Origin of the sequence: Pseudomonas sp. JV241A (genome assembly GCF_900275665.1) — a bacterium.
GTDB classification, from domain to species: domain Bacteria; phylum Pseudomonadota; class Gammaproteobacteria; order Pseudomonadales; family Pseudomonadaceae; genus Aquipseudomonas; species Aquipseudomonas wadenswilerensis.
Window position 1 is genome coordinate 110,536 of record NZ_OPYO01000003.1, and the last position, 26,018, is coordinate 136,553.

22 protein-coding genes and 1 tRNA gene are annotated in these 26,018 nt (G+C 61.2%); 6 read left to right on the forward strand and 17 right to left on the reverse strand.

The features are described from left to right. Window positions 1–6 precede the first annotated feature (6 nt). The 7 genes from pqqB to panB all read right to left on the reverse strand — a co-directional run bounded on the left by pqqB (window position 7) and on the right by panB (window position 7,693). Window positions 7–918 (reverse strand): pyrroloquinoline quinone biosynthesis protein PqqB, encoded by a 912-nt coding sequence (gene pqqB / locus JV241A_RS01645; protein ID WP_115085011.1) that lies wholly within the window; start codon window positions 916–918, stop codon window positions 7–9. 67 nt (window positions 919–985) lie between these two features. Next, entirely contained in the window at window positions 986–1,057 is a 72-nt protein-coding gene (gene pqqA / locus JV241A_RS01650; protein WP_008365141.1) for a pyrroloquinoline quinone precursor peptide PqqA, read from the reverse strand. A 168-nt stretch (window positions 1,058–1,225) separates the two neighbouring features. Further along, entirely contained in the window at window positions 1,226–3,559 is a 2,334-nt protein-coding gene (gene pqqF / locus JV241A_RS01655) for a pyrroloquinoline quinone biosynthesis protein PqqF (protein ID WP_134061261.1), read from the reverse strand. 38 nt (window positions 3,560–3,597) lie between these two features. Next, window positions 3,598–4,395 (reverse strand): carbon-nitrogen hydrolase family protein, encoded by a 798-nt coding sequence (locus JV241A_RS01660; RefSeq protein WP_134061262.1) that lies wholly within the window; start codon window positions 4,393–4,395, stop codon window positions 3,598–3,600. A 13-nt stretch (window positions 4,396–4,408) separates the two neighbouring features. Next, window positions 4,409–6,091 (reverse strand): NAD(P)/FAD-dependent oxidoreductase, encoded by a 1,683-nt coding sequence (locus JV241A_RS01665; protein ID WP_134061263.1) that lies wholly within the window; start codon window positions 6,089–6,091, stop codon window positions 4,409–4,411. Window positions 6,092–6,320: 229 nt separating this feature from the next. After that, window positions 6,321–6,782 carry an Lrp/AsnC family transcriptional regulator gene (locus JV241A_RS01670; RefSeq protein ID WP_115085015.1) on the reverse strand — a complete coding sequence of 154 codons (462 nt, stop codon included), beginning with the start codon at window positions 6,780–6,782 and terminating at the stop codon, window positions 6,321–6,323. Between the two features lie 92 nt (window positions 6,783–6,874). Beyond that, complete coding sequence (panB, locus tag JV241A_RS01675) at window positions 6,875–7,693, reverse strand: 3-methyl-2-oxobutanoate hydroxymethyltransferase (RefSeq protein ID WP_115085016.1); 819 nt, start codon at window positions 7,691–7,693, stop codon at window positions 6,875–6,877. Window positions 7,694–7,787: 94 nt separating this feature from the next. Here panB and JV241A_RS01680 point away from each other — a divergent pair, with 94 nt between their 5' ends. Beyond that, window positions 7,788–8,636, forward strand: coding sequence for a helix-turn-helix transcriptional regulator (locus JV241A_RS01680; RefSeq protein WP_233674572.1), 849 nt, complete (start codon window positions 7,788–7,790; stop codon window positions 8,634–8,636). Here the strand turns inward: JV241A_RS01680 and JV241A_RS01685 are convergent. Further along, entirely contained in the window at window positions 8,591–9,388 is a 798-nt protein-coding gene (locus JV241A_RS01685) for a lipopolysaccharide biosynthesis protein (protein ID WP_115085017.1), read from the reverse strand. The genes JV241A_RS01680 and JV241A_RS01685 overlap by 46 nt on opposite strands. A gap of 266 nt (window positions 9,389–9,654) precedes the next feature. On the opposite strand from JV241A_RS01685, the gene JV241A_RS01690 reads away from it, so the two are divergent. Both JV241A_RS01690 and JV241A_RS27385 read left to right on the forward strand, forming a co-directional pair. After that, window positions 9,655–10,308: a hypothetical protein gene (locus JV241A_RS01690; RefSeq protein ID WP_134061264.1), complete on the forward strand. Its 654-nt coding sequence runs from the start codon at window positions 9,655–9,657 to the stop codon at window positions 10,306–10,308. A gap of 71 nt (window positions 10,309–10,379) precedes the next feature. After that, window positions 10,380–10,532, forward strand: coding sequence for a hypothetical protein (locus tag JV241A_RS27385; protein ID WP_166675630.1), 153 nt, complete (start codon window positions 10,380–10,382; stop codon window positions 10,530–10,532). Window positions 10,533–10,583: 51 nt separating this feature from the next. Here the strand turns inward: JV241A_RS27385 and JV241A_RS01695 are convergent. From JV241A_RS01695 to rpsU, 5 genes are all read right to left on the reverse strand, one after another. Continuing rightward, window positions 10,584–10,660, reverse strand: a tRNA-Ile gene (locus tag JV241A_RS01695). Window positions 10,661–10,673: 13 nt separating this feature from the next. Continuing rightward, window positions 10,674–14,417 carry an EAL domain-containing protein gene (locus JV241A_RS01700; RefSeq protein WP_134061265.1) on the reverse strand — a complete coding sequence of 1,248 codons (3,744 nt, stop codon included), beginning with the start codon at window positions 14,415–14,417 and terminating at the stop codon, window positions 10,674–10,676. Between the two features lie 128 nt (window positions 14,418–14,545). Then, a complete protein-coding gene (gene rpoD / locus JV241A_RS01705; RefSeq protein WP_115085020.1) occupies window positions 14,546–16,393 on the reverse strand; it encodes an RNA polymerase sigma factor RpoD in 1,848 nt (615 codons plus the stop codon). Between the two features lie 67 nt (window positions 16,394–16,460). Continuing rightward, complete coding sequence (dnaG, locus tag JV241A_RS01710) at window positions 16,461–18,431, reverse strand: DNA primase (RefSeq protein WP_134061266.1); 1,971 nt, start codon at window positions 18,429–18,431, stop codon at window positions 16,461–16,463. Between the two features lie 304 nt (window positions 18,432–18,735). Further along, the gene (rpsU, locus tag JV241A_RS01715) at window positions 18,736–18,951 is read right to left on the reverse strand and encodes a 30S ribosomal protein S21 (protein ID WP_002551877.1); all 216 of its coding nucleotides are present in this window, start codon (window positions 18,949–18,951) and stop codon (window positions 18,736–18,738) included. A gap of 201 nt (window positions 18,952–19,152) precedes the next feature. Between rpsU and tsaD the strand changes: the two genes are divergently transcribed. Further along, the gene (gene tsaD, locus JV241A_RS01720; protein ID WP_115085022.1) at window positions 19,153–20,178 is read left to right on the forward strand and encodes a tRNA (adenosine(37)-N6)-threonylcarbamoyltransferase complex transferase subunit TsaD; all 1,026 of its coding nucleotides are present in this window, start codon (window positions 19,153–19,155) and stop codon (window positions 20,176–20,178) included. A 26-nt stretch (window positions 20,179–20,204) separates the two neighbouring features. On the opposite strand, the gene plsY is transcribed toward tsaD, so the two are convergent. Further along, window positions 20,205–20,774 carry a glycerol-3-phosphate 1-O-acyltransferase PlsY gene (plsY, locus tag JV241A_RS01725; RefSeq protein ID WP_166675631.1) on the reverse strand — a complete coding sequence of 190 codons (570 nt, stop codon included), beginning with the start codon at window positions 20,772–20,774 and terminating at the stop codon, window positions 20,205–20,207. Between the two features lie 74 nt (window positions 20,775–20,848). Between plsY and folB the strand changes: the two genes are divergently transcribed. Together folB and folK are read left to right on the forward strand one after the other, a co-directional pair. Further along, window positions 20,849–21,202, forward strand: coding sequence for a dihydroneopterin aldolase (gene folB, locus JV241A_RS01730; protein ID WP_115085024.1), 354 nt, complete (start codon window positions 20,849–20,851; stop codon window positions 21,200–21,202). Continuing rightward, window positions 21,193–21,702 carry a 2-amino-4-hydroxy-6-hydroxymethyldihydropteridine diphosphokinase gene (gene folK, locus JV241A_RS01735; protein ID WP_115085025.1) on the forward strand — a complete coding sequence of 170 codons (510 nt, stop codon included), beginning with the start codon at window positions 21,193–21,195 and terminating at the stop codon, window positions 21,700–21,702. The genes folB and folK overlap by 10 nt, the downstream gene beginning before the upstream one ends. A gap of 87 nt (window positions 21,703–21,789) precedes the next feature. Here folK and JV241A_RS01740 read toward each other — a convergent pair whose 3' ends face one another. Genes JV241A_RS01740 through JV241A_RS01750 form a run of 3 tightly spaced genes read right to left on the reverse strand, consistent with a single transcriptional unit; the run spans window position 21,790 to window position 25,905 of the window. Then, window positions 21,790–23,019 (reverse strand): multifunctional CCA addition/repair protein, encoded by a 1,230-nt coding sequence (locus JV241A_RS01740; protein ID WP_134061268.1) that lies wholly within the window; start codon window positions 23,017–23,019, stop codon window positions 21,790–21,792. Window positions 23,020–23,074: 55 nt separating this feature from the next. Beyond that, window positions 23,075–24,637, reverse strand: coding sequence for a SpoVR family protein (locus JV241A_RS01745; protein WP_038998436.1), 1,563 nt, complete (start codon window positions 24,635–24,637; stop codon window positions 23,075–23,077). Next, the gene (locus tag JV241A_RS01750) at window positions 24,634–25,905 is read right to left on the reverse strand and encodes a YeaH/YhbH family protein (RefSeq protein WP_115085027.1); all 1,272 of its coding nucleotides are present in this window, start codon (window positions 25,903–25,905) and stop codon (window positions 24,634–24,636) included. Before JV241A_RS01750 ends, JV241A_RS01745 begins: the two co-directional genes overlap by 4 nt. Window positions 25,906–26,018 lie beyond the last annotated feature (113 nt).

Consider the following 26,018-nt stretch of genomic DNA (forward strand, 5'->3'; position numbering starts at 1 on the left):
CGGCTCCTAGAGAGTGATGCTCATGCCGTCGAAGGCCACTTCGACGCCGCGCCGGGCGCATTCGGCGCGTTCGGCCGAATCCTCATCGAGAATCGGATTGGTGTTGTTGATGTGGATAAGCACTTTGCGCTGACGCGGGAAGCTTTCCAGCACCTCGAGCATGCCGCCCGGGCCGTTCTGCGCCAGGTGGCCCATCTCGCGGCCGGTGCGGGTGCCGACACCACGGCGCTGCATTTCATCATCCTCCCACAGGGTGCCGTCGACCAGCAGGCAGTCGGCATCGCTCATCATCTGTAGCAATTTGCCGTCGACCTGGCCCAGGCCCGGGGCGTAGAACAGCTTGCCGCCGGTGCGCAGGTCCTCGACCATCAGCCCGAGGTTGTCGCCCGGGTGTGGGTCGAAGCGGTGCGGTGAGTAGGGCGGTGCGGCGCTGCGCAGCGGGAAGGGGGTAAAGCGCAGGTTCGGACAGGCGTCGATGACGAAGCTGCCTTCGAGCTCGATGCGCTTCCATTGCAGGCCGCCGTTCCAGTGGCTGAGCATGGTGAACAGCGGGAAGCCGGTGCTCAGGTCCTGATGGACCATGTCGGTGCACCAGACCTGGTGCGGGCAGCCTTCGCGCAGGCTGAGCAGGCCGGTGGTGTGGTCGATCTGGCTGTCGAGCAGGACGATGGCGTTGATGCCGGTGTCGCGCAGGGCGCGGGCCGGTTGCATCGGGGCAAAGCCTTGCAGCTGCGCGCGGATGTCCGGCGAAGCGTTGCACAGTACCCAGTGGATACCGTCGTCAGACAGGGCAATCGATGACTGGGTCCGCGCCGTGGCGCGCAAGCTGCCGTCGCGAAAGCCTTTGCAGTTTGCGCAGTTGCAGTTCCACTGCGGGAACCCGCCACCGGCGGCGGAACCTAGAATCTGGATGTACATGGCCACTCCTGCCGCGTCCTGAAATAAAAACGCCCCGGCGGACCGAGGCGTTGTACCGCAAGCAGGCTCAGCGGCTTGCGAAATACATGGTCACTTCAAAGCCGATACGCAGGTCAGTGTAAGCAGGTTTGGTCCACATGGGATTACTCCTTCCGGATAGGTCTGGGGTTTGCCAGCTACTTATTTAGTCCACCCTCCAGATGAGGGGGTCCCATAGCCGAGATTGCGCTATCTTACTAAAAAAATACGAACTGAATGGTTAAATCTCAGATAAACGCCGTTACAGGGACGGTAAGAATCGCCAGCGTCAGTGCCAGTTTTCGCCGGGCGCCGGCCCGTTCGCCAGGCACAACCAACCGAGTTCGGCCTGGCTTGTCTGGCGCGCCAGGTGTTGCAGTTGTGGCGGGTCGATAGCCAGGATCGCCGCTTGCAGATCGCTCAGCAGCGGCTGCTGATGGCCGGCCAGATGCGCCTGCCAGGCCCATTCGGCAACGTCATTGTTGGTCATGGCCTGTTCGTCGAACTGTGCGGCGAGGGCCTGCTTGTCCGCGGTGTTGCAGCTCAGCGTGGCGGGCAGGGCATCGAGTACTGTGTGGATGTGCCTGACGATCTCGGCGTGGCTGGCCGACGGCGACTGCACGCCGAGTAGCAGGCCATTGCAGCCCTCGATCTGACGGAAGGCGCTGAACACCGCATAGCCCAGATTCAGCTCGACTCGCAGCCGTTGATAGAAGGGCCCTTGCAACTGCTGGGCAAGGAGCCGGCCAGTGGCTTGGTCTTCGACCGGGCAAAACAGCAGCAGCGCTTGCTCGCTGGCCACCGGCGGCAGTGTTTGCCAGCGCCGCACAGCTTCGATTCTGGCGGGTAGATGCCTGCCTGCGCGCCCAGGCACTTTACCCACGGCCCGGTTCAGTGCTGATTGATCGGTGGCACTCAAGCCGGTCGAGAGTACATTCCAGATTGAATATTCCCACAGCGTATCAAGATCGCTCTGGCTGATGGTACAGGCTGGTAACGGTTCGTCCTGGTAGCCAAGCAGCTGCTCCGGGAGCTGCCTGAGCAGGGCACGAATTGGCATGACATCGGGCTGGTTGGCAGCGCCGGGTGTCCAGCTCTGGCTGGGGGGAAACCGCAGGATTGCCAACGCCTGTTCGATCACTGCGACCAGCACTGTTCCATTGCCGGCGCAGCGCAACTGCCAGTATTTGTCGCAGGCGCTGAACTGCAGGTGTACGCCAGCCTGCGCTGCCTGTTCACGCAGGGCTTGCAGCGCCCGATCAAGTACCTGCCAGAGGCGCTCGCGCAAGGCTGAGGTGAGCTGCCAGCGCAGGTAGATGACACCATGCTGGCGCGACGGCGGTAGTAGGGGAGAAACCGTCAGGCCTTCGGGAACGGCGGTTGCTTGAGTAGTCTCTGCCTTCACGTTCAGCAACGGATTCGCGGTGGGCAACTGCCAGGCGAGGGTGGGTGTTTTTACCTGGCCAGCGAGCATTGTCTCGAGTAACCGCTCAAGCGCAGCAAGTCCTTGCGCGTCCAGCGCCTCGAAGCGTTGCCCGGCGCTATCCCGGCGCGCCAGCTCCAATGCGCTGGCGGTAAGTTCGCGGCAGCGCTGCAATCGAGCGTATTCCTGATTGATTTGGCCCAAGTCAGCCGCCCGGAAGAACGCCAGCCAGTCAGCCAGCAGTGCCCGGACCTGCTCGGCGTCAGCCGTAACGTGGAGTTTCAGGCCCGCGTGCAGCAGGGTCTGGCCGGCAAAGCCATACAGCGAGGAAAACTCGAAATGCTCCAGCCAGCCCCGCTCACGCAGCGTCGCCGGTAGCCCGCCGGGCCGGGTGTCGCTCAGCCAGGTCGCGAGAAAATCGACGGCTTGTTCAAAGCCAGCGGGGAGAGGGGCGCACGGGTACAGGACATCCACTTGGCGCTCGTTGCGGACCTGCAGTGGTGCCTGGTTGTTGAAGCTTGGCGGTAGCGCCTGCTGCACTTTTGTCCCGCTATTGAACACTTGGCCGAATCGACACGCCAGCGCCTGCAGTTCGTCGAGGCTTTGCGGCCCGCTCAGGCTCAAGGTGATCTGCCCGGCCTGATAGAAGCGCTGATGAAAATCCCTTAATGCCGCCTGGAACGCCGGGCTTTGAACCTGCAGGCTGTAACGGTTGCCAGCCTGAAAAGCGCTCAACGGATGTTCGCTGCCAGCAGCCTGAAGCAAGGCAAACTGCCGCTGCGCTTGTGGATTGCGTGACCAGGCAATGAACTCGGCATGGATCACTTCCCGCTCGCGCACTTGCCGTTCAAGGTCGAACTGCGGGTGCGCAAGCATCTGGCAAAGACGCTCCAGGCTACCGGCAAAGGCCGCTGGCGGCACTTCGAAGAAGAACTCGGTATTGCGTTCACGGGTACTGGCATTCACCTGGCCGCCGTAGTGCTGCACGTAGCGCATCAGGCCGTCTTCCAGCGCGAAACGTTGATTGCCAAGAAAGAACAGATGTTCGAGAAAGTGCGCCAACCCCGGCCACGCCCGTGGCGCGTCATGGCTGCCGGCCTGTACCCGCACTGCCGCTGCGCAGCGTTTTAGCTGCGGCGCATGGCGCAGGGTCACCTGCAGGCCATTGGCGAGGGTCAGGATGTGAAGGGCGCTGGGCATGACGGCTCCGGATACAGGCGAACCGTCATGCTAGCGGATTATTGCCGCGGCGTGCTGTAGAGCTCGGGGCGCAGGTCGTGCAGGTAAGGGTTGTTGGCCCGCCCTTGCTGCACCCGCTGCAGGTCCAGGTCGGCGCTCAGCAGCGCCGTGTCACGACCGGCCATGGCCAGGATGCTGCCGTCCGGGCCGACGATACTGCTTTGCCCGCAGTAGTGGATTTCGTCTTCGCTGCCGCAGTAGTTGGCGTACGCCAGGTAGCACTGGTTCTCGTAGGCGCGGGCGCGCACGGTGACCTGGGCAATGAAGTCGAAGGGCACCATGTTCGCCGTCGGCACCAGGATCAGCTCGGCACCGGCCAGGGCCAGGCGCCGGGCGTTTTCCGGGAACTCGATGTCGTAGCAGATCAGAAATCCAAGGCGCCAGCCGTTGAGCTCGACCACCGGGAAGTGATCCGGCCCCGGGCTGAACATCGCCCGGTCCAGGCCACCGAACAGGTGGGTCTTGCGGTAGTTGCACAGGCTGCTGCCATGGGCGTCGATCAACTGCACGCTGTTGAAGATCTGACCGTCGTCCGCCAGCTCCGGGTAGCCGTAGGCAATGGCGATGCGATTGCTCTGGGCGATCTCCACCACGGCCATGGCCGACGGGCCGTCTTCGGCTTCGGCCAGGCGCGCGACGGCTTCGCTGCCAATGTTGTAGCCGCTCAGGAACATCTCCGGGCACACCAGCAACTCGGCGCCGCGGGCAGCGGCCAGTTGCGCCTGCTGGTGCAGGCGCTCGAGGTTGCCGGACAGGTCCAGCGGTTGCGGTTCGCCTTGGAACAGGGCGATGCGCATGGCGATTCTCCCGTCAGTCGGCCAGGGCGATCGGTCCGATCTCATTGAACACATCGCCCGGGCCTGGGTTGTCCGGGTGGGTCTGCCCACCGAAGTGATTCATGATACCCCACACCGCATTGAGCGAAGTCTGCACCGCGCCTTCGACCCAGGCCGGGGTCCACGACACATCGTCACCGGCAATGAAGATGCCGCGCTGTTCGGTCGGCATGTCCTGCTGCATGAAGTGCGCGTACATGCGCTGGTTGTAGCGGTAATGGCCGGGCAGGGCGCCCTTGAAGGCGCCGAGGAAGTGCGGGTCGGCTTCCCACGACACGGTGATCGGGTCGCCGATGATGTGCCCGGCGATATCCACTTTCGGGTAGATCTTCTTCAGCGCATCGAGGGCCAGCTTGACGCGTTTTTCCACCGGGTGCGGGAGCATCTTCAGCGCATCGCTCATCCACGAGTAGGACAGGCAGATCACCCCCGGCTTGTCGTCGCCGTTGTCGAACAGGTAGGTACCGCGGGTCAGGCGGTCGGTCAGGGTCATGCTCATCAGGTCGCGGCCGGTTTCCGGGTCCTTGTCCTTCCAGAATGGCCGGTCGACCATGACGAAGGTCTTCGATGACTGCATGTAGCGGGTACGGTCCAGGGCCATCCACATCTTCTGCGAGAACAGCGATTCTTCGCACTCGATCTGAGTGGTCAGCAGCCAGCTTTGGCAGGTGGTCAGCACGGCGGCGTAATGATGGGTGTCGCCCCAGTTGTCGGTCACCGCCAGGCGCCCGTCGCTGTCGCGGGCAATGCTTTTCACCCCGGGGCGTGGTGCGCCGCGGTGCAGCGAGCTGAGGCTGGTGCCGGCCGGCCAGTGCGCGCAGCGCTCCGGCACATGGCGCCAGATGCCCAGCGGCACCTGCTCGACGCCACCGACCACCAGGTGCTGGTGATCGTCGCAGTTGGTCATTACCACGCGGAAGATTTCCAGCATCGAGTTGGGGAAGTCCGAGTCCCAGCCACCGGTGCCGAAACCGACCTGGCCGAATACTTCGCGGTGCAGGAAGCTGAGCTTGGCAAAAGCTTTGGAAGTGGCGACGAAGTCATAGAAGGTGCGGTCGTCCCACAACGGTACCAGGGTGTTCCACAGCTCTTTGAGGCGCGGCACATCGCGGTCGCGGATAGCCTGCTGGATATCGCCGAAGCGGGCACCGTCCTCCAGGGCATCGGCCCAGGCATCGGCCACTTCCTGGAACAGCTTGGGCAGGTCGGAAAGTTTTTCCGCGTAGTGGGTCTGGCCTTCCAGGTCGACGACCGTGCTGCCCGAGGCGGGTGTCAGCGGGTTGGGGAACGGCTTGGTCTCAAGGCCGAGCTTGTCGACGTAGTGATAGAACGCCGTGGACGACACCGGAAAGCGCATGCCGCCGAGTTCGGCGATGATCCCGTCGGTGCCTTCGAAGGCCTGCGAGCGCAGGCGCCCACCCATTTTCGAGGCTTCGTACACCACAGGCTTGAGGCCCAGCTTCATCAGCTCGTAGGCCGCTACCAGCCCGGCGATACCGGCGCCGACAATTGCAACCTCTTCGCCTTGGCGCTCGCTCGGAATACTGCCCAGGCCGGCCGGATGCTCGATCCAGTCGTCAAAGGCGAACGGGAAATCCGGGCCGAAAATGGTGATGGGTTTCTTGCCGTCGGCGGGGTGGCGATTGTTCTTGTTCATACGTGACCTTGCCAGGCGCTGCGCGGGGTGCGGAGCTTGAGTATAGGAAAACACTGGCGGTCATTTTAGGGGGTGGGGGTTACGTAATTAAGATGCAGAGTGTCGTCGTTTGGTCATGTTTTTGGTCGATATGACGTATCTGTAATTCATATTGACTCCTTCAGGAGGGGGCTTGCCCCGCGATCAACCCTCATCGCGGGGCAAGCCCGCTCCTACACATAATGTGGCTTTAAACCGGCTGCCCGCGATCTACCTTGCTGCTGAGGATAATCGAGGTGGTGGTCTTCTCCACCCCATCAACGCTGCCGATCTGATCGAGCAACTGGTCCAGTTGCTCGGGCGAATCACTGCGCAGCCAGGCGACGTAATCGAATTCGCCGCTGACCGCGCACAATTGCTGCACCTGGCCCATGGCGCTCAGGCGCCGCACCACGTCCTTGCCCGAGCGCGGTTGCACCTTGATCCCCACATAGGCCTGCAAGCCGCCATCGATCAGCCGCTGACCCAGGCGCACGCCGTAGCCGCTGATGACTTTGGTCTTTTCCAGGCGGGCCAGGCGCGAAGTCACCGTGGTGCGCGCGATACCCAGTTGCCGGGCGAGCGTGGCGACGCTTTCACGGGCGTTGATCTGCAGCAGCGAGATCAGCTGGCGATCGATTTCGTCGAGGGCGACGGGGCGGCTGTCAGGCATGGGCACTCTCTGGCGAGAGCCGCTTTTCACGGCTCATGGAATAAGCGCGATAGCCTATCCATTGCCCTCACCCTTGAGCAAGGCGTCTGTGCTCAGCGCGACTTGAAGCAGTGCTCGGCCTGGGGAAAGCTGCCGTCGCGCACTTCCCGGGCATAGGCTGCCAGGGCTTGGGCAATCTGTGGCTGCAGGTCGGCGAAGCGTTTGACGAAGCGTGGCTGGTATTCACCGAACAAGCCCAGTAAATCCTCGGTGACCAGAACCTGGCCGTCACAGGCAGGTGAAGCGCCAATGCCAATGGTGGGGATTGCCAACTCCTCGCTCAGGCGACGGGCCAGGGGTTCGGCGATGCCTTCCAGTACCACCGAGAAAGCCCCGGCTGCCTGCATGGCGAGGGCGTCCTGGCGTACTTTGGCAGCACTCTGGTCATCCCGGCCCTGGGCCTTGAATCCGCCGAGGCTGTTGACCTGCTGCGGCATCAGTCCGACATGGGCCATTACCGGAATCCCACGGCGAGTGAGGAAGGCGACGGTCTCGGCCAGCTCTTCGCCGCCTTCAAGCTTGATGCCCTGGGCACCGGTTTCGCGCAGCAGTCGCGCACTAGTGAGGAAGGCTTGCTCGGGCGAGGCCTGATAACTGCCGAACGGCAGGTCGATGACCACGCAGGCGCGTTGCGACCCGCGCATCACCGCCTGGCCGTGGGCAATCATCATTTCCAGGGTGACCCCGAGGGTGCTGGGCATGCCATACAGGACCATGCCGACCGAGTCACCGACAATGATCACATCGGCCTCGGCATCCACCCAGCGCGCCATCGGCATGCTGTACGCAGTCAGAACTACCAGATTGCCAGCGCCTTTGCGCTGCTGGATGGCGGGCACGCTCAAACGGTTTTCACGCACATGGCTGCTCATCGGTCTCTCCTAGGGGTTGTTCAACTAAGCCGGGCGCAGGCTACCATCGGCCTTTGTCGGCTCACTTGAGCAAAGGAGACAGGCAATGCCGCCAATGAGACAAACCAGTGAAGTACCGTCGCTGCCGGACTTTCAGCAGCTGCCGGAACCGGTCTACCGGCGCATGTTTGCCATTCCGGCGGGCCATCGGGTGCAGATGCACAGCCACCCCTGGGTGCAGTTCACCTATGCCAGCGTCGGGATCATGGAGGTTTTGACCGAGCAGCACAGTTACCTGCTGCCGCCTCAATGCGCGTTGTGGATACCGGCGGGTGTCGAGCACACCGCCTATAGCGATCAGACCATCGAGTTTCGCGGGCTTTATCTGGACGAATCGCTGCTTAACGGTTACCAGCGGCCTTGTGGAGTGCTGCAGGTGACACCACTGGTGCGCGAGTTGATCGACAAGGCCAGCCGATTTGCGCCGAATTATCCGGCGCAAGGTGCCCAGGCGCGGCTGCTGCAGGTGCTGGTCGATGAACTGCGGGAGTTGCCTGAAGCGCCCTTTGGCCTGCCACTGCCCAGTGATCCGCGCTTGCGACGCATCACCGAAGCATTGCAGGCCAACCCAGGCGATAACCGTAGTATTGAAGACTGGGCGCAGCAGGTTGGGGCTTCGCGGCGCACACTTGTGCGGCTATTTCAGGCGCAGACACAGTTGTCGTTCAGAGAGTGGCGCCAACGGCTGCGCCTGCTCGCGGCCTTGCCCTTGTTGGCGCAAGGCATGAGTGTCACGGCGCTGGCCAACGAGTTGGGGTATGACTCGGTGTCGGCGTTTATTGCGCTGTTTCAGCGACATTATGGTGTCACTCCAGGCCTGTATGGCACGCGGTTTTGTGCCCGGACTCCGGGTGACAATCAGCCCTCACGAACCATCGCGGTCACTTCTTCAAGGGTTTTGTAGGGAATGACGCTGTGCGGTAAGCGGGAAAATTCGGAAAGATTGTAGACCGCGAAGGTGTCGTCCACCACCGAGTTGGCGACAAGTTGGAATGACGGCAGGATGCGAGACTCGTAGTGCTGGTCCAGCCCGCAGGGGGATACCGCCATATCATTGCGTTCGTAGAATCTTCCCAGGTCCTGGTTAAGGTCAACGCCTACCAGAAACACCTTGGTGAAACCGACGTGATAGGCGATTTGCAAGGCCAGGTAGGCCACCGTGCGTGCATCAAAGAAGCCACGCTGCAGATTTTTGCTGAACCCGAGCAGCTTTTGTCCCCAGCCTGGGAAGGTGTGGTTACGGACAAGTTCCTGGTCCTTTCGCCGCAGAATGTCGATGAAACTCGGTTTAGGGGCTTTGTGCAAAAGGTACAGCTCGCCGTCCGTCCGGATCGACAAGGACCGAACGTGCTCTTCCCAAAGAGCAACGCGGTCACTGCGATGTAACGCTTCAGCAAACAGCTGTGGTTGCTGGTTGGAGAAGTCCCTGTCTGTACAGGCGTAGAAGAAGGGCCTGACCGGTGTGTCGAGAAACATCGAGATTGCCCCATTCATTGTGATCATGGGGATGTCATGGAAGGTTTGAAAGGGGAAATCCTTTGCCGAACCGCCCGATGCAATGATGAATACCGAACCGGATTGTATGTTCTGGCAATCTGCAAAATCGTGGATATTGCAGCGCTCGCCAAGAAGTGATCTTGCTGCAGAGGCGCCCATGTGCCAATTCCTTGTGCATATAGATAATCACCACAGTGGTAGTGACTGGGTAAAGGCCATACAAAGTATAGGTGTTGTTTGTCAGTTTGTTAAAAACTGTTAACGATTGTGACCAGTCTCCCAAGGTTCAGTTCCAGCAGCAGGATGCCGGCTTGAGGAATGGATATAGGTAGTGGCTTTGTAATGGCAGTTAGGGCGGATTAAACTCGTCGGCTTTTATATGCAGCCCTTCGGGAGAACCGGTTGCAGCTCGAGGGAACGGTGTGGTGAGCAAGATCAAGTTCGACGTAGATGCGGTGTATTGCATCTCTATCAAAGAGCGTAATGACCGCCGCGAGTTGTTCAGGCGAACGGTGGGTGGACAGATTCATAACCAGGTGATTTTTCACGTGGTCGAGCGCAGTGATGATCCTGTCCGGGGCTGTTACGAATCTCATCAAGCCTTGGCCAGGCAGGCCTTGGATGGAGGTTTGCAACGGATTCTGGTCTTCGAGGATGACGTCAAGGCGTATGAGCTCAAAGCAACCCCGGTTCGTTGGGTCAACCGCTTTATCCGAACCCGTTCATTCGAAGCCTTGCACCTGGGTTACAGCATGGGCCGGACTTGGCTAACCTGGTTCCCCTATATTGCCCGCGGCCGTGTGGTGGCCTTGCACGCCTACGTCCTGTCGCCTGAGGGCTGCCGGATTCTGGCCGAAACGCCTTATGACGGCACGCCAGTGGATGTGCTGTTTAAGCAACGGATCAAACAGCATTGTGTGTTCCCGATGCTGTTCCGTCAGCACGCGGCATCAGCGACGGGTAGCGACATCGAAGCGCAGGTCAGGAATGAGGATGATTTCTGGCAGCGTAATTGGGACAAACATCGCATTTCGCCGCTGAAGAATTTCTGGCGCACGCTGTTTCGGGTGCGTTTCTGAGGTAACGGACTAAAGTGGTGAAGGTAAGCGTGGCACGGATGCCACGGCACATTCATTGCTCAGGGTTCGAGATGATTGGCAAAAAATGCTTTCGCGCACTTCAAGCACTGAAGGACGCTTTTCTGAGTGCGTTGGCCCTGTCCGGCTTCGTGCTGATACCGCTGGTGTGGGTGCCTTTGATCGTCGGTGACTGGCTGCAGGAGAAGCTCAAGCAGCGCAGGTGACCCCTGTTATTGCAGGCAAAAAAAAACCGCGCAAAGGCGCGGTTTTTTGTTTGGTGGGCCCAGCAGGACTCGAACCTGCGACCAAGGGATTATGAGTCCCCTGCTCTAACCAACTGAGCTATAGGCCCCAGTGGACGCGGATTATAACGAGGGTTTCCAGGCTGTGCCATCCGAAAGATCTGAAAGAGCTATGCGAAGGAAAGTTGCGGCAAATTCCTCGGCCGGCAGCGGCAGGCTGACGATGTAGCCCTGGATCTGTTCGCAACCTTCGGCAGCGAGGAATTGTTGCTGGGCCTGGCTTTCCACCCCTTCGGCGATGATGGTCAGTTGCATGCTGCGGCCCAGGGCGATGATGGCGCGGGCAATCGCGGCATCGTGGGGGTCGTCGGGCAGGCCGCGGATGAACGACTGGTCGATCTTGAGGATGTCCAGCGGCAGGCGCTTGAGGTAGCTCAGTGACGAGTAACCGGTACCGAAGTCGTCGATCGCCAGTTGCACGCCCAGGTGCTTGAGCTGGTGGAGGATGGCCAGGGCTTCCTCGGCCTGGCTCATGATGAAGTTTTCGGTGATCTCCAGCTGCAGGTCGCCGGCCTTGAGCTGGTGGGTCTTGAGCAGCTGTTCGATACGTTTGACCAGGCTTGGTTGGCGCAGCTGGGCGCCGGCAAGATTGACCGATAGCGGCCCGAATGCCTGGTAATTGTGCTTCCAGTCCTGCATTTGTCGGCAGGCCTGTTCCAGCACCCAGTCGCCCAGTTGCAGGATCATGCCGTTTTCTTCGGCCAGTGGGATGAAATGTTCCGGTGGTACGTCACCAAAGGTCGGGTGGGACCAGCGGATCAGCGCTTCGGCGCCCACCAGGCTCTGGGTTTTCAGGCTGAACTTGGGTTGGTAGCACAGGCTCAGCTCATTGCGTTCGATGGCCCGGCGCAGTTCGTGCTCCAGGGCGACGCGTTCGCTGGCTTGGGCGGTGAGATCGCGGGTGTAGGACTCGACTCGGTTGCGGCCCTTGGCCTTGGAACGGTACATGGCGGCGTCGGCGTTGCGGATCAACGAGGCGACGTCGGTGCCGTCCTGTGGATAAAGGCTGGTGCCGATGCTGGCGCTGGTGAAGAACTCGTGTTCGCCAGCCTGGAACGGTGCGCTGAAACAGGCCAGCAGCTTGTGTGCGATATGTTCGGCATCGCTGGGCTGGTGCAGGCCGGGCAGCAGGATGATGAACTCGTCCCCACCCAGGCGCGCCACGGTGTCGATATCACGCACCTGTTCCTTGAGCCGTTGAGCAATGCCTTTGAGCAGCAGGTCGCCGACCGGGTGGCCGAGGCTGTCGTTGATGTGCTTGAAACGATCCAGGTCGAGAAACAGCACTGCGCCCTGGCGCTTTGACGCCTGGGTGCAATTGAGCGCGGCCTGCAGGCGGCTTTCGAACAGGGTGCGGTTGGGCAGCCCGGTGAGCGGGTCGTGATGGGCCTGGTAATCGAGCTTGGCCTGGGCATGCTTGAGGCTGGAAATGTCAGCGAACACCGCAACAAAGTGGGTGATGACCCGCTCGGTGTTGCGCACGGCGCTGATGGTCAGCCAGCTGGGGTAGATCTCGCCATTCTTGCGCCGGTTATGGATTTCACCCTGCCAATGACCTTCGGCAGTCAATTGGTGCCACATGGCCACATAGAAGGCGCTGTCGTGCTGACCCGAAGCCAGCAGGCGAGGGGTCTGGCCCAGAGTCTCGAACTCGCTGTAACCGGTGATCTCGCTAAAGGCGCGGTTGACCGCGCTGATGCGCTGGTCGGTATCGGTGATCAATACCCCCTCGGCGGTGTTTTCGAACACCGTGGCGGCCAGTTGCAGTTTTTCCTGCATGAGGTGGCGCTCGGTGATGTCGCGGGCAATGGTCAGCATGCAATCGACACCGGCGATTGGCAGCGGTCGGGCGGAAAGCTCGCACAAGCGAATCTGGCCATCGCTGCGGCGGATATGGCAACTGAAGTCGCGCACGAAACCATCGCGCTGAAGCATCTCCAGCAAGCGGCGGCGCTCGTTGAGATCTACCCAGATGCCCAGGTCCAACGAAGTGTGGTCCAGCGACATTTGGGTGTCGTAACCGGTCAGGCGGCAGAAACCTTCGTTCACCTCGATCAGCAGCCCGTCGCTCTGGCGCGACAGCAGCAGGCCGTCGGGGGAGGCGTGGAAGGCTTTGGCGAACTTCTCTTCGGAGGTTTGCAACTGCTCCTGGGTTTCTTTCAGTTGGCTGATGTCGCGTACCGCGACCACCAGCGCCGGCGTGCTGTCGAGCTGAAAGGTTTCGGCGGAGGTCAGCCCGGTGAACACCTGGCCATTGCTGCGGCGAAAGAGCATTTCCAGGTTGCGGATACTGCCTGCCTGCAAGCGCTTGAGCAGGTCAGGGCCGACGCCGTCGATGCCCCAGATACTCAGTTCGGTCGCGGTGCGGCCCAGAACCTGCGCCGGGCTTAGGCCGATCTGCTCTTCGAAGGCTTCGTTTACTTCCAGCAGGCAGCCATCGCTCAGGCGGGCGATGACCAGGATGTCCGGGCATTGCTGGAACACCGAGGCGAACTTCTGTTCGGACAGGCGCAGGGCCTCTTCGGCGTTCTTGGTTTCGCTGATATCGATCATCAGCCCGCGCATCAACGGTTTATGCCCGTGTTCGATCAGGCTGACGATATCGCGTACCCACAGGCTGCGTCCGTCGGCGCGGATTACCCGGTAATCGAGGCTGTGATCGCGCCCAGCGGCGGTTTCGCTGTCACAGAAGGCCTGGGCCCACAGCGCGTCGTCGGGGTGAATGATGCTGCGCCAGAAGCCCGGGCGCAGCCACTGGCTCAAAGGGTAGCCGAGCAGGTCTTCGGCATGGGGCGAAACGTAGCTGTAGGTAAAGTCGTTTGCATCGGCTTCCCAGGCAATTGCCGAGAGGCTTTCGACCAGGCCGCGGTAATGGTACTCGCTGCTGCGCAGCTCCTGTTCCAGGGCAATGCGCCGGGAGATTTCCGAACTCAGGCGCCGGTTCACGCGCATCACCGCGGCCAGAATCGCCACCATCAACAGCAAGGCGGGAAGACCGTAGATCAGCAGGTCGTACCACAGCGTGCGGTGATCGAGCACCTTGCCAACCCAGCGCTCCTGAATATTGCTGACCTCATTGGGGGTCATGTCGGCCATGACTTTGTCGAGGATTCCGACGAGGATTTTCTGCTCCCGGGGCACAGCCATGGCCAGCTGATAGCGGTAAGGGGTTTCGCCACTCACGTACAGGCCCTCGAGCTTGAGCTGGCGCAGGCACCAGATGCTCGAGGCGAGGTCACCAACCACTGCATCAACCTCGTCGGTGGCCAGGGCCTGCAGCGCCGAGCTGACGTTGGGCAGGGCCACCAGGTTGAGATCCGGGTGATGGGTGCGCAACAGCTCATGGGGCGCGTAGTTCTCCACCACGGCGATTTTCAGCCCGTACAGGTCCTTGATGGTGCGCGGTTGCGGCCCGCCGTCATGGGCGAGGATGACGATCGGGAAATCCAGGTACGGGCGGGTGAAGGCCAGGTAACTCTGGCGCTCGGGGGTCGACATGATGCCGGGCAGCAAGTCGAGTTTGTTCTTGCGTGCCTGCTCGAGTACAGCGGTCCAGCTGATCGGTTCGATCGGCTTGAACTGCACCCCCAGGCGTTCCTGGATTAAGGCAATGTAGTCGGCGGCCAATCCCTGGTAGCGACCGTCCTGGTCCCGGTATTCGAAAGGTGGCCAGGATGCATCGACGCCCAGACGCAGCTGCGGATGCGCGCTGAGCCAGGCTTGTTCTTCTTCAGTCAGGGTCAGGGCGCCGGCCGTTGCACTCCAGATGAGCAGGAGAGCCAACAGAAGTGCCGGCATTGGGGGCATAGCGGCCTCGTCACACAGGTGGATTGATTCGAGTGTAGACGGGCATTCAAGCGGCGGGGTAGTGGGCAAAGGCTTAAAAGCGCCGTTCGCCGGAAAAGAAAAACCCCGGCCTGGGCCGGGGTTTGTCATCACTCGTCGAGGAAGGAGCGCAGATGCTCGCTTCGCGTCGGATGGCGCAGCTTGCGCAGCGCCTTGGCTTCAATCTGACGGATCCGTTCACGGGTCACGTCGAACTGTTTGCCGACCTCTTCGAGGGTGTGATCGGTGTTCATGTCGATACCGAAACGCATGCGCAGCACCTTGGCTTCGCGAGCGGTCAGACCGGAGAGCACGTCACGGGTCGCTTCCTTGAGGCTTTCGACCGTGGCCACATCGATTGGCGACTGCATGGTCGAGTCCTCGATGAAGTCACCCAGGTGCGAATCTTCGTCGTCACCGATCGGGGTTTCCATGGAGATCGGCTCTTTGGCGATCTTCAATACCTTGCGGATCTTGTCCTCAGGCATTTCCATGCGTTCACCCAGCTCTTCCGGGGTCGGTTCGCGACCCATTTCCTGCAACATCTGCCGGGAAATGCGGTTGAGCTTGTTGATCGTCTCGATCATGTGCACCGGAATACGGATGGTGCGAGCCTGGTCGGCGATCGAACGGGTGATCGCCTGGCGAATCCACCAGGTGGCATAGGTCGAGAACTTGTAACCACGACGGTATTCGAACTTGTCCACCGCCTTCATCAGGCCGATGTTGCCTTCCTGGATCAGGTCGAGGAATTGCAGGCCGCGGTTGGTGTACTTCTTGGCGATCGAGATAACCAGACGCAGGTTGGCCTCGACCATTTCCTTCTTGGCACGACGAGCCTTGGCTTCACCGATCGACATGCGACGGTTGATGTCCTTGATCTCGGCGATGGTCAGGCCGGTTTCGTTTTCGAGGTCGATCAGCTTCTGCTGGCAAGCAACGATAGCGTCGTTCTTCTCGCCCAGCGCTGCAGCCCACTTGGTGCTGCGCTTGGAAAGATCGCCGCTCCAGGTCTGGTCGGTTTCGTTGCTCGGGAACAGGCGCAGGAAGTCGGCGCGTGGCATGCGTGCGTCACGGACGCACAGCTGCATGATGGCGCGTTCTTGCTGACGCAGGCGATCCAGGGCACTGCGAACGCGCTCAACCAGGGCTTCGAACTGCTTGGGCACCAGCTTGATCGGCATGAACAGCTCAGCCAGGTCGAGCATCGCCTTGATGCTGTCCTTGTGGCTGCGGCCGTTCTTCTTCAGCACCTTGAGGGTAGCGTTCAGTTGTTCCTGAACGGCACCAAAGCGTTGCTGTGCAATGACCGGGTCGGGACCGCTTTCGGTCTCTTCCTCTTCCTCGTCACCTTCCTTCTCTTCGTCTTCGTCGTCAGCTTCGGCCTTGGCCGGTGCTTTCGGGTCGACTGGTGGCGGCACTTCGGCTGGCGGCGCAATGCCGTCGTCCGGGTCGATGTAGCCGCTGAGAACGTCGGACAGGCGGCCACCTTCGGTGGTGACGCGATCGTACTCGGAGAGGATGTGATCGACAGTACCCGGGAAGTGGGCGATAGCACCCATGACTTCACGGATACCTTCTTCGATCCGCTTGGCGATTTCGATTTCGCCTTCGCGGGTCAGAAGCTCGACGGTACCCATTTCACGCATGTACATGCGCACCGGGTCAGTCGTGCGACCAATATCGGTTTCCACAGCCGCCAACGCTGCGGCGGCTTCTTCAGCTGCGGCTTCGTCGGTGTCGGCTTCGGCCAACAAAAGGGCATCCGCATCCGGAGCACTCTCGAATACGTTGATCCCCATGTCGTTGATCATGCGGATGATGTCTTCCACCTGCTCCGGATCTGAAATATCCTCTGGCAGGTGGTCGTTGACCTCCGCGTAAGTCAGGTAGCCCTGCTCACGACCGCGGGTGATCAACTCTTTGATGCGAGACTGCTGTTGCGCTTTTCCGGACATAACACCCTATCCACTGAAGGTCTTGGCGGGCAAAAAACAAGCCGAGGATTATACCCGAGCTAGGACCTCACGCGCCAGTTGAGGTCGGGGTTTGTGCGGGAACATTCCGGCTTAACAGGTCACGCAGCTGATTTTTTTCCTCTGCGCTCAAGTCACTTTGACGTGCTTTCCTGAGCAGATGTTCCAGGCTGCGCTCGCGTTGGCGAGCGGACAAGCTAGTTATAGTGTCGAAAAACTGTTGTTCAAGGTTGTCGGCATCGATCAGCCATTCCTTCTCTGCCAAAGCCCTGAGCAGGCGGCCTTGTTCGGTGCCGTGCCAGCGGGCGATCAACTGTAGTGAGCGTAGTTCAGGATTTTTCTGCAGCGCCTCCAGCAGGGCCACCAGCAGCTGGGCGTAGACGTGTTCTTCGGCCGCCAATTGGCTGGCATCCTCGACCTTTTTCGCCAGCTGCGGGTGATGAAGCAGGGTGCGCAGGGCGCTCAAGGTCGGCGGTTCTACCGAGGTCGGTACCCGTGGCGGCGGATCCTGGCGCTGGCCATTGCGCTCCCAGGGTTTGCCCTTCTTGTCCCACGGCTTGCCGTCCCATTTTTTCTTGCCGCCCTTGTTCGGCGTCCACTGCTGTTGCGCTGGCGCGTACTCGGGCTGATGAAAATCGCCGTAATCCGGCGTGTAGTCGGGAATGGCGTCGTAATCGATGCCCGGGTCGTAACTGGGTGGTGCTTCTGCCGGCGCACTGTGCGCCAGTTGTTCGACCTGCTGGTTGTCCAGCCCGGTGATTTCCTTGAGGCGATTGCGCATCAGTGCACGCAGGTTGGCCCCGGGCACTTTTTCGATCAACGGTGCAGCGAGGGTGGCCATGTGCGCCTTGCCCTCGAGCGAGCGCGGGTCGGCTTCCTCGGTCAACTGCTGGAAAAAGTAATCGGCCAGCGGCTGTGCATGCTGGTTTATGCGGGCGCGGAAGGCGTCAGTGCCTTCGGCGCGTACCAGGGTGTCCGGGTCTTCGCCTTCGGGTAAAAATAGAAAGCGCGCCTTGCGTCCGTCCTGCAGGCTCGAAAGCGTTGCTTCCAGGGCGCGCCAGGCAGCATTGCGGCCGGCCTGGTCGCCGTCGAAACAGAACAGCACGTTCGGCACCACGCGAAACAGGCGCTTGAGGTGTTCTTCGCTGGTGGCCGTGCCCAGGGTGGCCACCGCATTGCGCAAGCCTTGCTGCGCGAGGGCGATGACGTCCATGTAGCCTTCGACCACGATGATCTCATCGAGGTTGCGGTTGAACTTGCGCGCCTCGTAAAGCCCGTACAGCTCCTGGCCCTTGTGGAACACCGGGGTTTCCGGGGAGTTCAGGTACTTGGGCTTGTCGTCGCCCAACACCCGGCCGCCGAAGGCAATGACCCGGCCACGGCTGTCTCGGATCGGGAACATCACCCGGTCACGGAAGCGGTCGTAGCGCTTGCCGGACTCGGCGTTCTCGACCAGCAGGCCGGCATCGATCATGGCCTTTTGCTGCAAGGTATCGCTGCTCAGGTGCTTGAACAGGTTGTCCCAGCCTGGCGGAGCAAAGCCCAAGCCGAAATCGCGGGCGATCTCACCGGACAGGCCGCGGCCCTTGAGGTAGTCGACGGCCGATTTGCGTGTCGGGTGGCTGCGCAGCGCCTGGCGATAAAAGTCGGCGGCGGCGTCAAGCAGCGGGTACAGGGGTGAATCGACCGGTTGCCGGGGTTTGTGGCTGCGCCCGCTTTCTTCGCGGGGGACCTCCATGCCGGCGGCCTTGGCCAGTTCCTCGACAGCCTGGGGGAAATCCAGGTTGTCGTGGTCCATGATAAAGCCAAGGGCGTTGCCGCCCGCGCCGCAGCCAAAGCAGTAATAGAACTGTTTGTCGGGGCTGACGCTGAAGGACGGGGTTTTTTCCTTGTGGAACGGGCAGCAGGCCGTGAGGTTCTTGCCAGCTTTTTTCAGCTGCACACGCGAACTCACCACATCGACGATGTCGGTACGGTTAAGCAGGTCGTCGATAAAACTCTGGGGAATCAGCCCGGCCATGGCACTCTCATCATCAGGCGATAAGCAAGTGTAATCGCTAATGCGGCGGGAACGGCTGCGCGTTCGAGCGATGTCGAATGGCGTAACACAAAATACGGAAAGACGTGCTCGTCTGCAGCCGGTGAAGGCTCGTCAGGAAGGACGTGCACAGCTGGCGTTGAGGCCAGTTCTGACGATTCAGGCAGGTTGTCCATGCTGCAGGGCAGCAGGACGCCTTGGGCCCGAAGGCCAAAGGATCAAGCAACGACTGCCGGCAGCCCGGCTTTGGGCCGGGCGAGGCAGAAGCTTGCGACGGACGACTGTATTAGTACAGGCGAACGGCGCGGCGCTGTTCGCGCTGAACTTTCTTGGCGTGACGTTTAACAGCGGCTGCTGCTTTGCGCTTACGCTCAGAAGTCGGCTTCTCGTAAAATTCGCGGCTACGAACTTCAGCCAGAACACCGGCTTTTTCGCAGGAGCGCTTGAAACGACGCAGAGCTACGTCGAAGGGTTCATTCTCTTTAACTTTGACGGCTGGCATCCAGAGCTACCTTCATTCATTACCGGGGTCAACGAACTCGTGGCAAAAATGTGCGCTGGAGAACGTCGGTTTTTAAGGGTTGCGGATGTTAACCCTTAGCCGACCGGAATGCAAAGCCTCTGATCGAAAACCGCTGGTCGGCGTCGGGAGCGGGGACTATCATGCGCGCCTTCGAATTCAGCCTCAACAAGGCACGGACCCATGCTAGTACTGGGATTGGAAACATCCTGCGACGAAACCGGCGTCGCATTATACGACAGTGAGCGCGGCCTTTTGGCCGATGCATTGTTCAGTCAGATCGACCTGCACCGCGTTTATGGCGGGGTAGTGCCGGAGCTGGCCTCGCGTGATCACGTCAAGCGCATGCTGCCGTTGATCCGCCAGGTGCTGGCCGAAGCCGACTGCGTCGCCACCGAGATCGATGCCATCGCCTATACCGCAGGCCCTGGCCTGGTCGGCGCTCTGCTGGTGGGCGCTTCCTGTGCCCAGGCCCTGGCTTTTGCCTGGGGCATTCCGGCATTGGGCGTACACCACATGGAAGGCCATCTGCTCGCGCCGATGCTCGAAGAGCAGCCGCCGGAGTTCCCGTTCGTCGCCTTGCTAGTGTCGGGCGGGCATACCCAGTTGGTGCGGGTCGATGGTATCGGCCGTTACGAACTGCTCGGCGAGACCCTCGATGACGCCGCTGGCGAAGCTTTCGACAAGACCGCCAAGCTGATGGGCCTGAACTACCCGGGTGGCCCGGAGATCGCCCGCCTGGCGACCCAGGGCGTGCCTGGGCGCTTCGTGTTCCCGCGGCCGATGACCGATCGCCCCGGTCTTGATTTCAGCTTCAGTGGTTTGAAAACCTTCGCCCTCAACACCTGGCAGCGCTGCCAGAGTGCTGGAGACGACGGCGAACAAACTCGTTGCGACGTGTCGCTGGCCTTCCAGCAGGCGGTGGTGGAGACTTTGACCATCAAGTGCAAGCGTGCGCTGAAGCAGACCGGCCTCAAGCGCCTGGTGATCGCTGGCGGCGTCAGTGCCAACAAGGCTTTGCGCGCTTCGCTGGAAGACATGCTGGCCGGCATCAAGGGCAATGTGTACTACGCCCGGCCGCAGTTTTGCACCGATAACGGCGCAATGATTGCCTATGCCGGCTGCCAGCGTCTGGCTGCCGGGCAGCAGGAAAGCCTGGCGATCAGCGTGCAGGCCCGCTGGCCGATGGAGCAGCTGGCGCCGCTGTGAAGCTGAGCGTTGCTCATGCAGTGGATTCAGAAATGCCGTTCGCGTCCGGCGAAAAGGTCGCGTAGATTGCCGCGGTGGCGCCAGACGATCAGCACTGTCAGCACGCTGATCGGCAAAAGCGCTTCCGGTTCGCGCCAGGCTAGTAACGGCAAGGTCAGGGGCGTTGCCACCAGGGCCGCCAGCGAGCTGGTGCGGGTCAGGAGGAAGGTCAGCAGCCACGCGCTGATGGCCAGCAAGGCGGCTGGCGGGTAGAGCCCCAGCAGCATGCCGGCAGCGGTGGCGACGCCTTTGCCGCCGCGAAAGCGGAAGTACACCGGGAACAGATGGCCAATCACCGCGCACACGCCGATCCAGGCCTGTTGTTGCAGGTCGAGGCCAGCAAGATTGGCGATCAGCACGGGCACCAGGCCCTTGCACAAGTCGCCAAGCAGGGTCAGGACCGCCAGTTTGCGGCCGGCCAGGCGTAGCATGTTGGTTGCACCGGCATTGCCTGAACCGCTCATGCGCGGGTCCGGGCTGCCATTGAGGCGGCTGAGGACGATGGCAAAGGACAGAGAGCCGAGCAGGTAGGCGCACAGCGCCAGTAACCAAAACATGCTAACCATTCCGGGCGAGGACGCCCTGATTCTAACGGCGCAACGCGCCCTTGTCGTGCTGTGGAGAGAAGTGCTTGGACAGAGTGTTCATCGAGGGGCTGGAAGTCGATACCGTGATCGGCGCCTATGACTGGGAGCGCGGAATTCGCCAGTGCCTGCGTCTGGACCTGAGTTTTGCCTGGGACAATCGCCCCGCAGCAGCCGGTGACGACCTGACCAAGGCCCTGGACTACGCCAGCGTCTCGGCGCGCATCCAGGCATTTGCCGAGCAGTCCGAATTCCAGTTGGTAGAGACCTTCGCCGAGCGTCTGGCGGCGGTGCTGATGAGCGAGTTCCAGATCCCCTGGTTACGCCTGAAGCTGACCAAGCCAGGCGCGGTACCTGCCGCCAGTGGGGTGGGCGTGGAGATCGAGCGCGGATGTCTCTGAACAGGGTTTACCTCGGGCTGGGCAGTAATATCGAGCGCGAACGGCATCTGACTGCCGGGCTCGACGCCTTGGCCGGGATGCTTGCGGGCATGCGTTGCTCGGCAGTGTTCGAGAGTCAGGCGGTGGGGATCAAGAGCGGACCGTTCTTCAATCTGGTGGTCACCGGCCTGACCGAGCTGCCACTGATGGAGCTGGACCGCCGGCTCAAGTTCATCGAGGCCGACAATGGCCGCTATGCCCCCGAGCGCAAGGGCCTGCCGCTGGATATCGATGTGCTGATGTACAACGACCTGCATGGCAGCTTTGACGGGCTGGTGTTGCCGCGGGCGGAGATCCTCAGGAACGCATTTGTGTTGTGGCCGCTGGCGTTGATTGCGCCTGAGCTGATGCATCCGGGCGCCGGGAAAACCATGGGCCAGCTGTGGGTCGAGGCGCAGATCGAGCAAGTGCTCGCGCCGGTGCCCTTCGAGTGGCGTGGGCAGCAGCTAACCAGGTTTTGACCCCATCGCTGGCAAGCCAGCTCCCACAAGGTCCGGTGTAGGCAGGCCCTGTGGGAGCTGGCTTGCCAGCGATGAAGGCGACACGCATTACGGCTTGGCGCCGTCCTTGTACGCCTTCAACGCCTTCAGCCGCTCGCCCTTGAGCGCCTCGCCCAGCGCCTGCCCAGCCAGGCCCCTCTGCACCAGTGGCTGCACCTGCACCGCTCGCGCCGCCGCTGCCGCGCCGCGCAGATAGTCCGCCTGTGGATATTCACGTTGCTCCAGCCCTTTGCGGCCCCGGGCGTCCATCTCGCACGCAGCGATGAATTCCTCGAATCGCTGTGGCCGACGGTACACGTCGAAGCTTTGCAGCAATTCCAGCAAGGTCGAGGCCCGCAGCTCCAGCGCCCGATGACAGTGTGTGTGGTACTCACCCACCAGCAAAGCCAGCTCCTGGCACTCGCGGGGGGCCTTGAAGCGCTGGTTCACCGCCTTGATCAATTTCAGCCCGCGTTGCTCGTGAGCTATGTGTCGCGGCCATTCCTCTTCAGGGGTAAGGCCCTTGCCCAGGTCATGCAGCAAACAGGCCCAGCGCACGCTCAGGGGCTGTTGGTGCAGGGCGGCTTGTTCGAGCACCGAGAGGGTGTGGATACCGCTGTCGATTTCCGGGTGATGAGCCTCAGGCTGCGGCACACCGAACAGCGCATCGAGTTCAGGCATCAGCTGCTTGAGGGCGCCGCAATCGCGCAGCACCTGGATGAACACCTGGGGTTGATCTTCCATCAGTGCCCGGGCGATTTCCTTCCAGCTGCGCTCGGCGGTCAGGGCCTGCAGCTCGCCTGATTCGCTGAGTTCGCGCATCAGCTCAATGGTTTCCGGGGCCACGGTGAACCCCAAGCCGGCATACCGCGCAGCAAAGCGGGCAACGCGCAGCACGCGCAATGGATCTTCGGCGAACGCCGGGGATACATGACGCAAGATGCGGGCTTCTAGATCCCTTTTGCCGTTATACGGATCGCAGACATTGCCCTGGTCATCTTCGGCCATGGCATTGATGGTCAGGTCGCGACGGATCAGGTCTTCTTCAAGGGTGACCTCGGGGCTGGCGTGAAAAGTGAAGCCGCCATAGCCGCGCCCGCTCTTGCGCTCGGTGCGCGCCAGGGCGTATTCCTCGCCGCTTTTGGGGTGCAGGAACACCGGGAAATCCGCCCCTACCGGGCGATAACCCAAGTTTTGCATTTGTTCCGCCGTGGCGCCGACCACGACCCAGTCGATATCACTGACCGGCCTGCCGAGCAGACGGTCGCGTACCGCGCCGCCGACTTTGTAGATCTGCATGTAGAACCTCCGTTGATGCCACAGGATAACCTGTCTGGCAGCTACGGAGGGCGTGCTAGAGGTGCACTACAGCCAGGTCCAGGCGACCATAGTCCGCTTCGCCGTGCTCGCCTCTGGGCGGCACGTGGTGGGTTTTCATCACCTGGTCGCCCTGCAGGGTTTCCAGGTGGATATCAAAGCCCCAGAGGCGGTGCAGGTGCTTGAGAACTTCTTCGGTGGAGTCACCCAGGGGTTTGCGGTCGTGTTGTTGGTGACGCAGGGTCAGGGAGCGGTCGCCACGGCGGTCGATGCTCCAGATCTGCACGTTGGGTTCGCGGTTGCCGAGGTTGTACTGGGCGGCCAGGGTCTCGCGGATGATCCGGTAGCCACTTTCGTCATGGATGGCTGGCACCAACAGGTCCTCGCGCTGGTCGTCATCGAGGATGCTGAACAGCTTGAGGTCGCGGATCACCGTGGGTGACAGGTACTGGAGAATGAAGCTTTCATCCTTGAAGCTGCTCATGGCGAACTTGATGGTCGACAGCCAGTCGCTGCCGGCGATGTCGGGGAACCAGCGGCGGTCCTCTTCGGTAGGGTGTTCGCACATGCGGCGGATGTCGCGGTACATGGCGAAACCCAGGGCGTAGGGGTTGATGCCACTGTAGTAGGGGCTGTCGAAGCCGGGCTGGAACACCACGCTGGTGTGTGACTGCAGGAACTCCATCATGAAGCCTTCGGTGACCAGGCCTTCATCGTACAGGTCGTTCATCAGGGTGTAGTGCCAGAAGGTCGCCCAGCCTTCGTTCATCACCTGAGTCTGGCGCTGCGGGTAGAAGTACTGGGCGATCTTGCGCACGATGCGCACGATTTCACGCTGCCAGGGCTCGAGCAATGGCGCGTGTTTCTCGATGAAGTAGAGGATGTTCTCCTGGGGTTCGGCCGGGAAGCGTGCGTTGTCGCGATCGCTATTCTTGTCGGCGCCCTTGGGAATGGTGCGCCACAGGTCGTTGATCTGTTTCTGCAGGTGTTCTTCGCGCTCCTTCTGCCGGCGCCGCTCTTCTTCGGCAGAGATCGGGTAGGGCCGCTTGTAGCGGTCAACGCCGTAGTTCATCAGGGCGTGGCAGGAGTCGAGCAGGTCTTCCACGGCATCGATGCCGTGGCGCTCTTCACACTGGGTGATGTACTGCTTGGCGAACACCAGGTAATCGATGATCGAACTGGCGTCGGTCCAGGTGCGGAACAGGTAGTTGCCCTTGAAGAAGCTGTTGTGCCCGTAGCAGGCATGGGCGACCACCAGCGCCTGCATGCAGATGGTGTTTTCTTCCATCAGGTAGGCGATGCAGGGGTCGGAATTGATCACGATTTCGTAGGCCAGGCCCATCTGACCGCGGCTATAAGACTTTTCAGTGCTGAGGAAGTGCTTGCCGTAGGACCAGTGGTGATAGCCCAGGGGCATGCCGACGGAGGCGTAGGCGTCCATCATCTGCTCGGCGGTGATCACCTCGATCTGGTTGGGGTAGGTGTCCAGGGCATAGCGCTCGGCCAGGCGGCTGATTTCCCGGTCATAGGCCTGGATCAGTTCGAATGTCCATTCGGACCCGGTAGAAATGGGATGGCGCTTCTGCTCTCTAGCGGTCATGTCACTAACCTGCGCTGGAAGAGTTCACGGAAGACCGGATAGATATCGCCGGCCGACACCAGCTGCTGCTGGGCGAACGTATCGGCATAGGCTTCGCCGATACGCTCATACTCGTACCACAATGCCTGATGTTCGCGAGGGGTGATCTCAACGTAAGTGTAATACTGGACGAACGGCATGATCTGATTGGTGAGGATCTCGCGGCAGATCGGCGAGTCGTCGTTCCAGTTGTCACCGTCCGAGGCCTGGGCCGCGTAGATGTTCCATTCATTGGCCGGGTAGCGTTCAGCCATGATCTCCTGCATCAGCTTCAGGGCGCTGGAGACGATGGTGCCGCCGGTTTCCCGGGAATAGAAAAACTCCTCTTCATCCACTTCGCGGGCGCTGGTGTGGTGGCGGATGAATACCACTTCGATCTTGTCGTAGTTTCGCTTGAGAAACAGGTACAGGAGGATGAAGAAGCGCTTGGCAATGTCCTTGGTGGCCTGGGTCATGGAACCGGAAACGTCCATCAGGCAGAACATCACCGCCTTGGAGCTGGGGTTGGGTTGCTTGACCAGCAGGTTGTACTTGAGGTCGAAGGTGTCGAGGAACGGCACGCGATGGATGCGCGCACTCAGTCGCTCTATTTCTGCTTCAATTTCCTGAATATCGCCGAAGTTGTCTGGTTCTTCTCGTTTGAGTCGCGCCAGTTCCTCCTGGGCTTCGCGTAGCTTTGCCCGGCTGCTGCCGGACAGGGCGATGCGCCGGGCATGGGCCGAACGCAGGGTGCGGATAATGTTGATGCGCGACGGGTTGCCTTCGTTGCTGATACCGGCGCGCACGGTTTTGAAAGTGTCGGTGCCGGTCAGGTGCCGTTTGACCAGGTTGGGCAGTTCGAGGTCTTCGAACATGAACTCGAGAAATTCTTCCTGGGTGATCTGGAAGACGAACTCGTCCATGCCTTCGCCTGAGTTGCCGGCCTTGCCACGGCCACCGCCACCCCCGCCCCCTTGCGGACGGGCGATACGCTCGCCAGCAGTGAACTCCTTGTTGCCTGGGTGCACAACCGTTTGCTTGCCGCCACGGCCATGGTGCAACACCGGCTCGTCGATGTCGCGACCGGGAATGCTGATCTGCTCGCCATGCTCCATGTCGGTGATGGAGCGCCGGCTCACTGCCTCCTCGACGGCCTTCTTGATGTGGTCACGGTAACGCCGCAAAAAGCGCTGGCGGTTGACCGTGCTCTTGTTCTTGCCGTTCAGGCGTCGGTCGATCACATAGCTCATAGGCCCCTCCGGGAGTAGGCGGTAGCTGCAAGCTGTAAGCTTCAAGCTTCAAGTTGGATCACCGCTGTCCCCGCAAGCACGGCACGCATTCGACATACGTGCGCGGCTTGCAG

Bases quoted from the DNA above. Each gene is read 5' to 3' on its own strand.
- JV241A_RS01660 (WP_134061262.1), bottom strand. From the start codon at position 4,395: ATGCGCATCGCCCTGTTCCAAGGCGAACCGCAACCGCTGGACCTGTCC.
- tsaD (WP_115085022.1), top strand. From the start codon at position 19,153: ATGCTAGTACTGGGATTGGAAACATCCTGCGACGAAACCGGCGTCGCA.
- JV241A_RS01670 (WP_115085015.1), bottom strand. From the start codon at position 6,782: ATGCCTGACAGCCGCCCCGTCGCCCTCGACGAAATCGATCGCCAGCTG.
- JV241A_RS01700 (WP_134061265.1), bottom strand. From the start codon at position 14,417: ATGCCCCCAATGCCGGCACTTCTGTTGGCTCTCCTGCTCATCTGGAGT.
- JV241A_RS01750 (WP_115085027.1), bottom strand. From the start codon at position 25,905: ATGAGCTATGTGATCGACCGACGCCTGAACGGCAAGAACAAGAGCACG.
- JV241A_RS01745 (WP_038998436.1), bottom strand. From the start codon at position 24,637: ATGACCGCTAGAGAGCAGAAGCGCCATCCCATTTCTACCGGGTCCGAA.
- pqqB (WP_115085011.1), bottom strand. From the start codon at position 918: ATGTACATCCAGATTCTAGGTTCCGCCGCCGGTGGCGGGTTCCCGCAG.
- pqqF (WP_134061261.1), bottom strand. From the start codon at position 3,559: ATGCCCAGCGCCCTTCACATCCTGACCCTCGCCAATGGCCTGCAGGTG.
- JV241A_RS01685 (WP_115085017.1), bottom strand. From the start codon at position 9,388: ATGGGCGCCTCTGCAGCAAGATCACTTCTTGGCGAGCGCTGCAATATC.
- folK (WP_115085025.1), top strand. From the start codon at position 21,193: ATGTCTCTGAACAGGGTTTACCTCGGGCTGGGCAGTAATATCGAGCGC.
- dnaG (WP_134061266.1), bottom strand. From the start codon at position 18,431: ATGGCCGGGCTGATTCCCCAGAGTTTTATCGACGACCTGCTTAACCGT.
- JV241A_RS01740 (WP_134061268.1), bottom strand. From the start codon at position 23,019: ATGCAGATCTACAAAGTCGGCGGCGCGGTACGCGACCGTCTGCTCGGC.
- JV241A_RS01680 (WP_233674572.1), top strand. From the start codon at position 7,788: ATGAGACAAACCAGTGAAGTACCGTCGCTGCCGGACTTTCAGCAGCTG.
- JV241A_RS01665 (WP_134061263.1), bottom strand. From the start codon at position 6,091: ATGAACAAGAACAATCGCCACCCCGCCGACGGCAAGAAACCCATCACC.
- rpsU (WP_002551877.1), bottom strand. From the start codon at position 18,951: ATGCCAGCCGTCAAAGTTAAAGAGAATGAACCCTTCGACGTAGCTCTG.
- rpoD (WP_115085020.1), bottom strand. From the start codon at position 16,393: ATGTCCGGAAAAGCGCAACAGCAGTCTCGCATCAAAGAGTTGATCACC.
- panB (WP_115085016.1), bottom strand. From the start codon at position 7,693: ATGAGCAGCCATGTGCGTGAAAACCGTTTGAGCGTGCCCGCCATCCAG.
- plsY (WP_166675631.1), bottom strand. From the start codon at position 20,774: ATGTTTTGGTTACTGGCGCTGTGCGCCTACCTGCTCGGCTCTCTGTCC.
- JV241A_RS27385 (WP_166675630.1), top strand. From the start codon at position 10,380: ATGATTGGCAAAAAATGCTTTCGCGCACTTCAAGCACTGAAGGACGCT.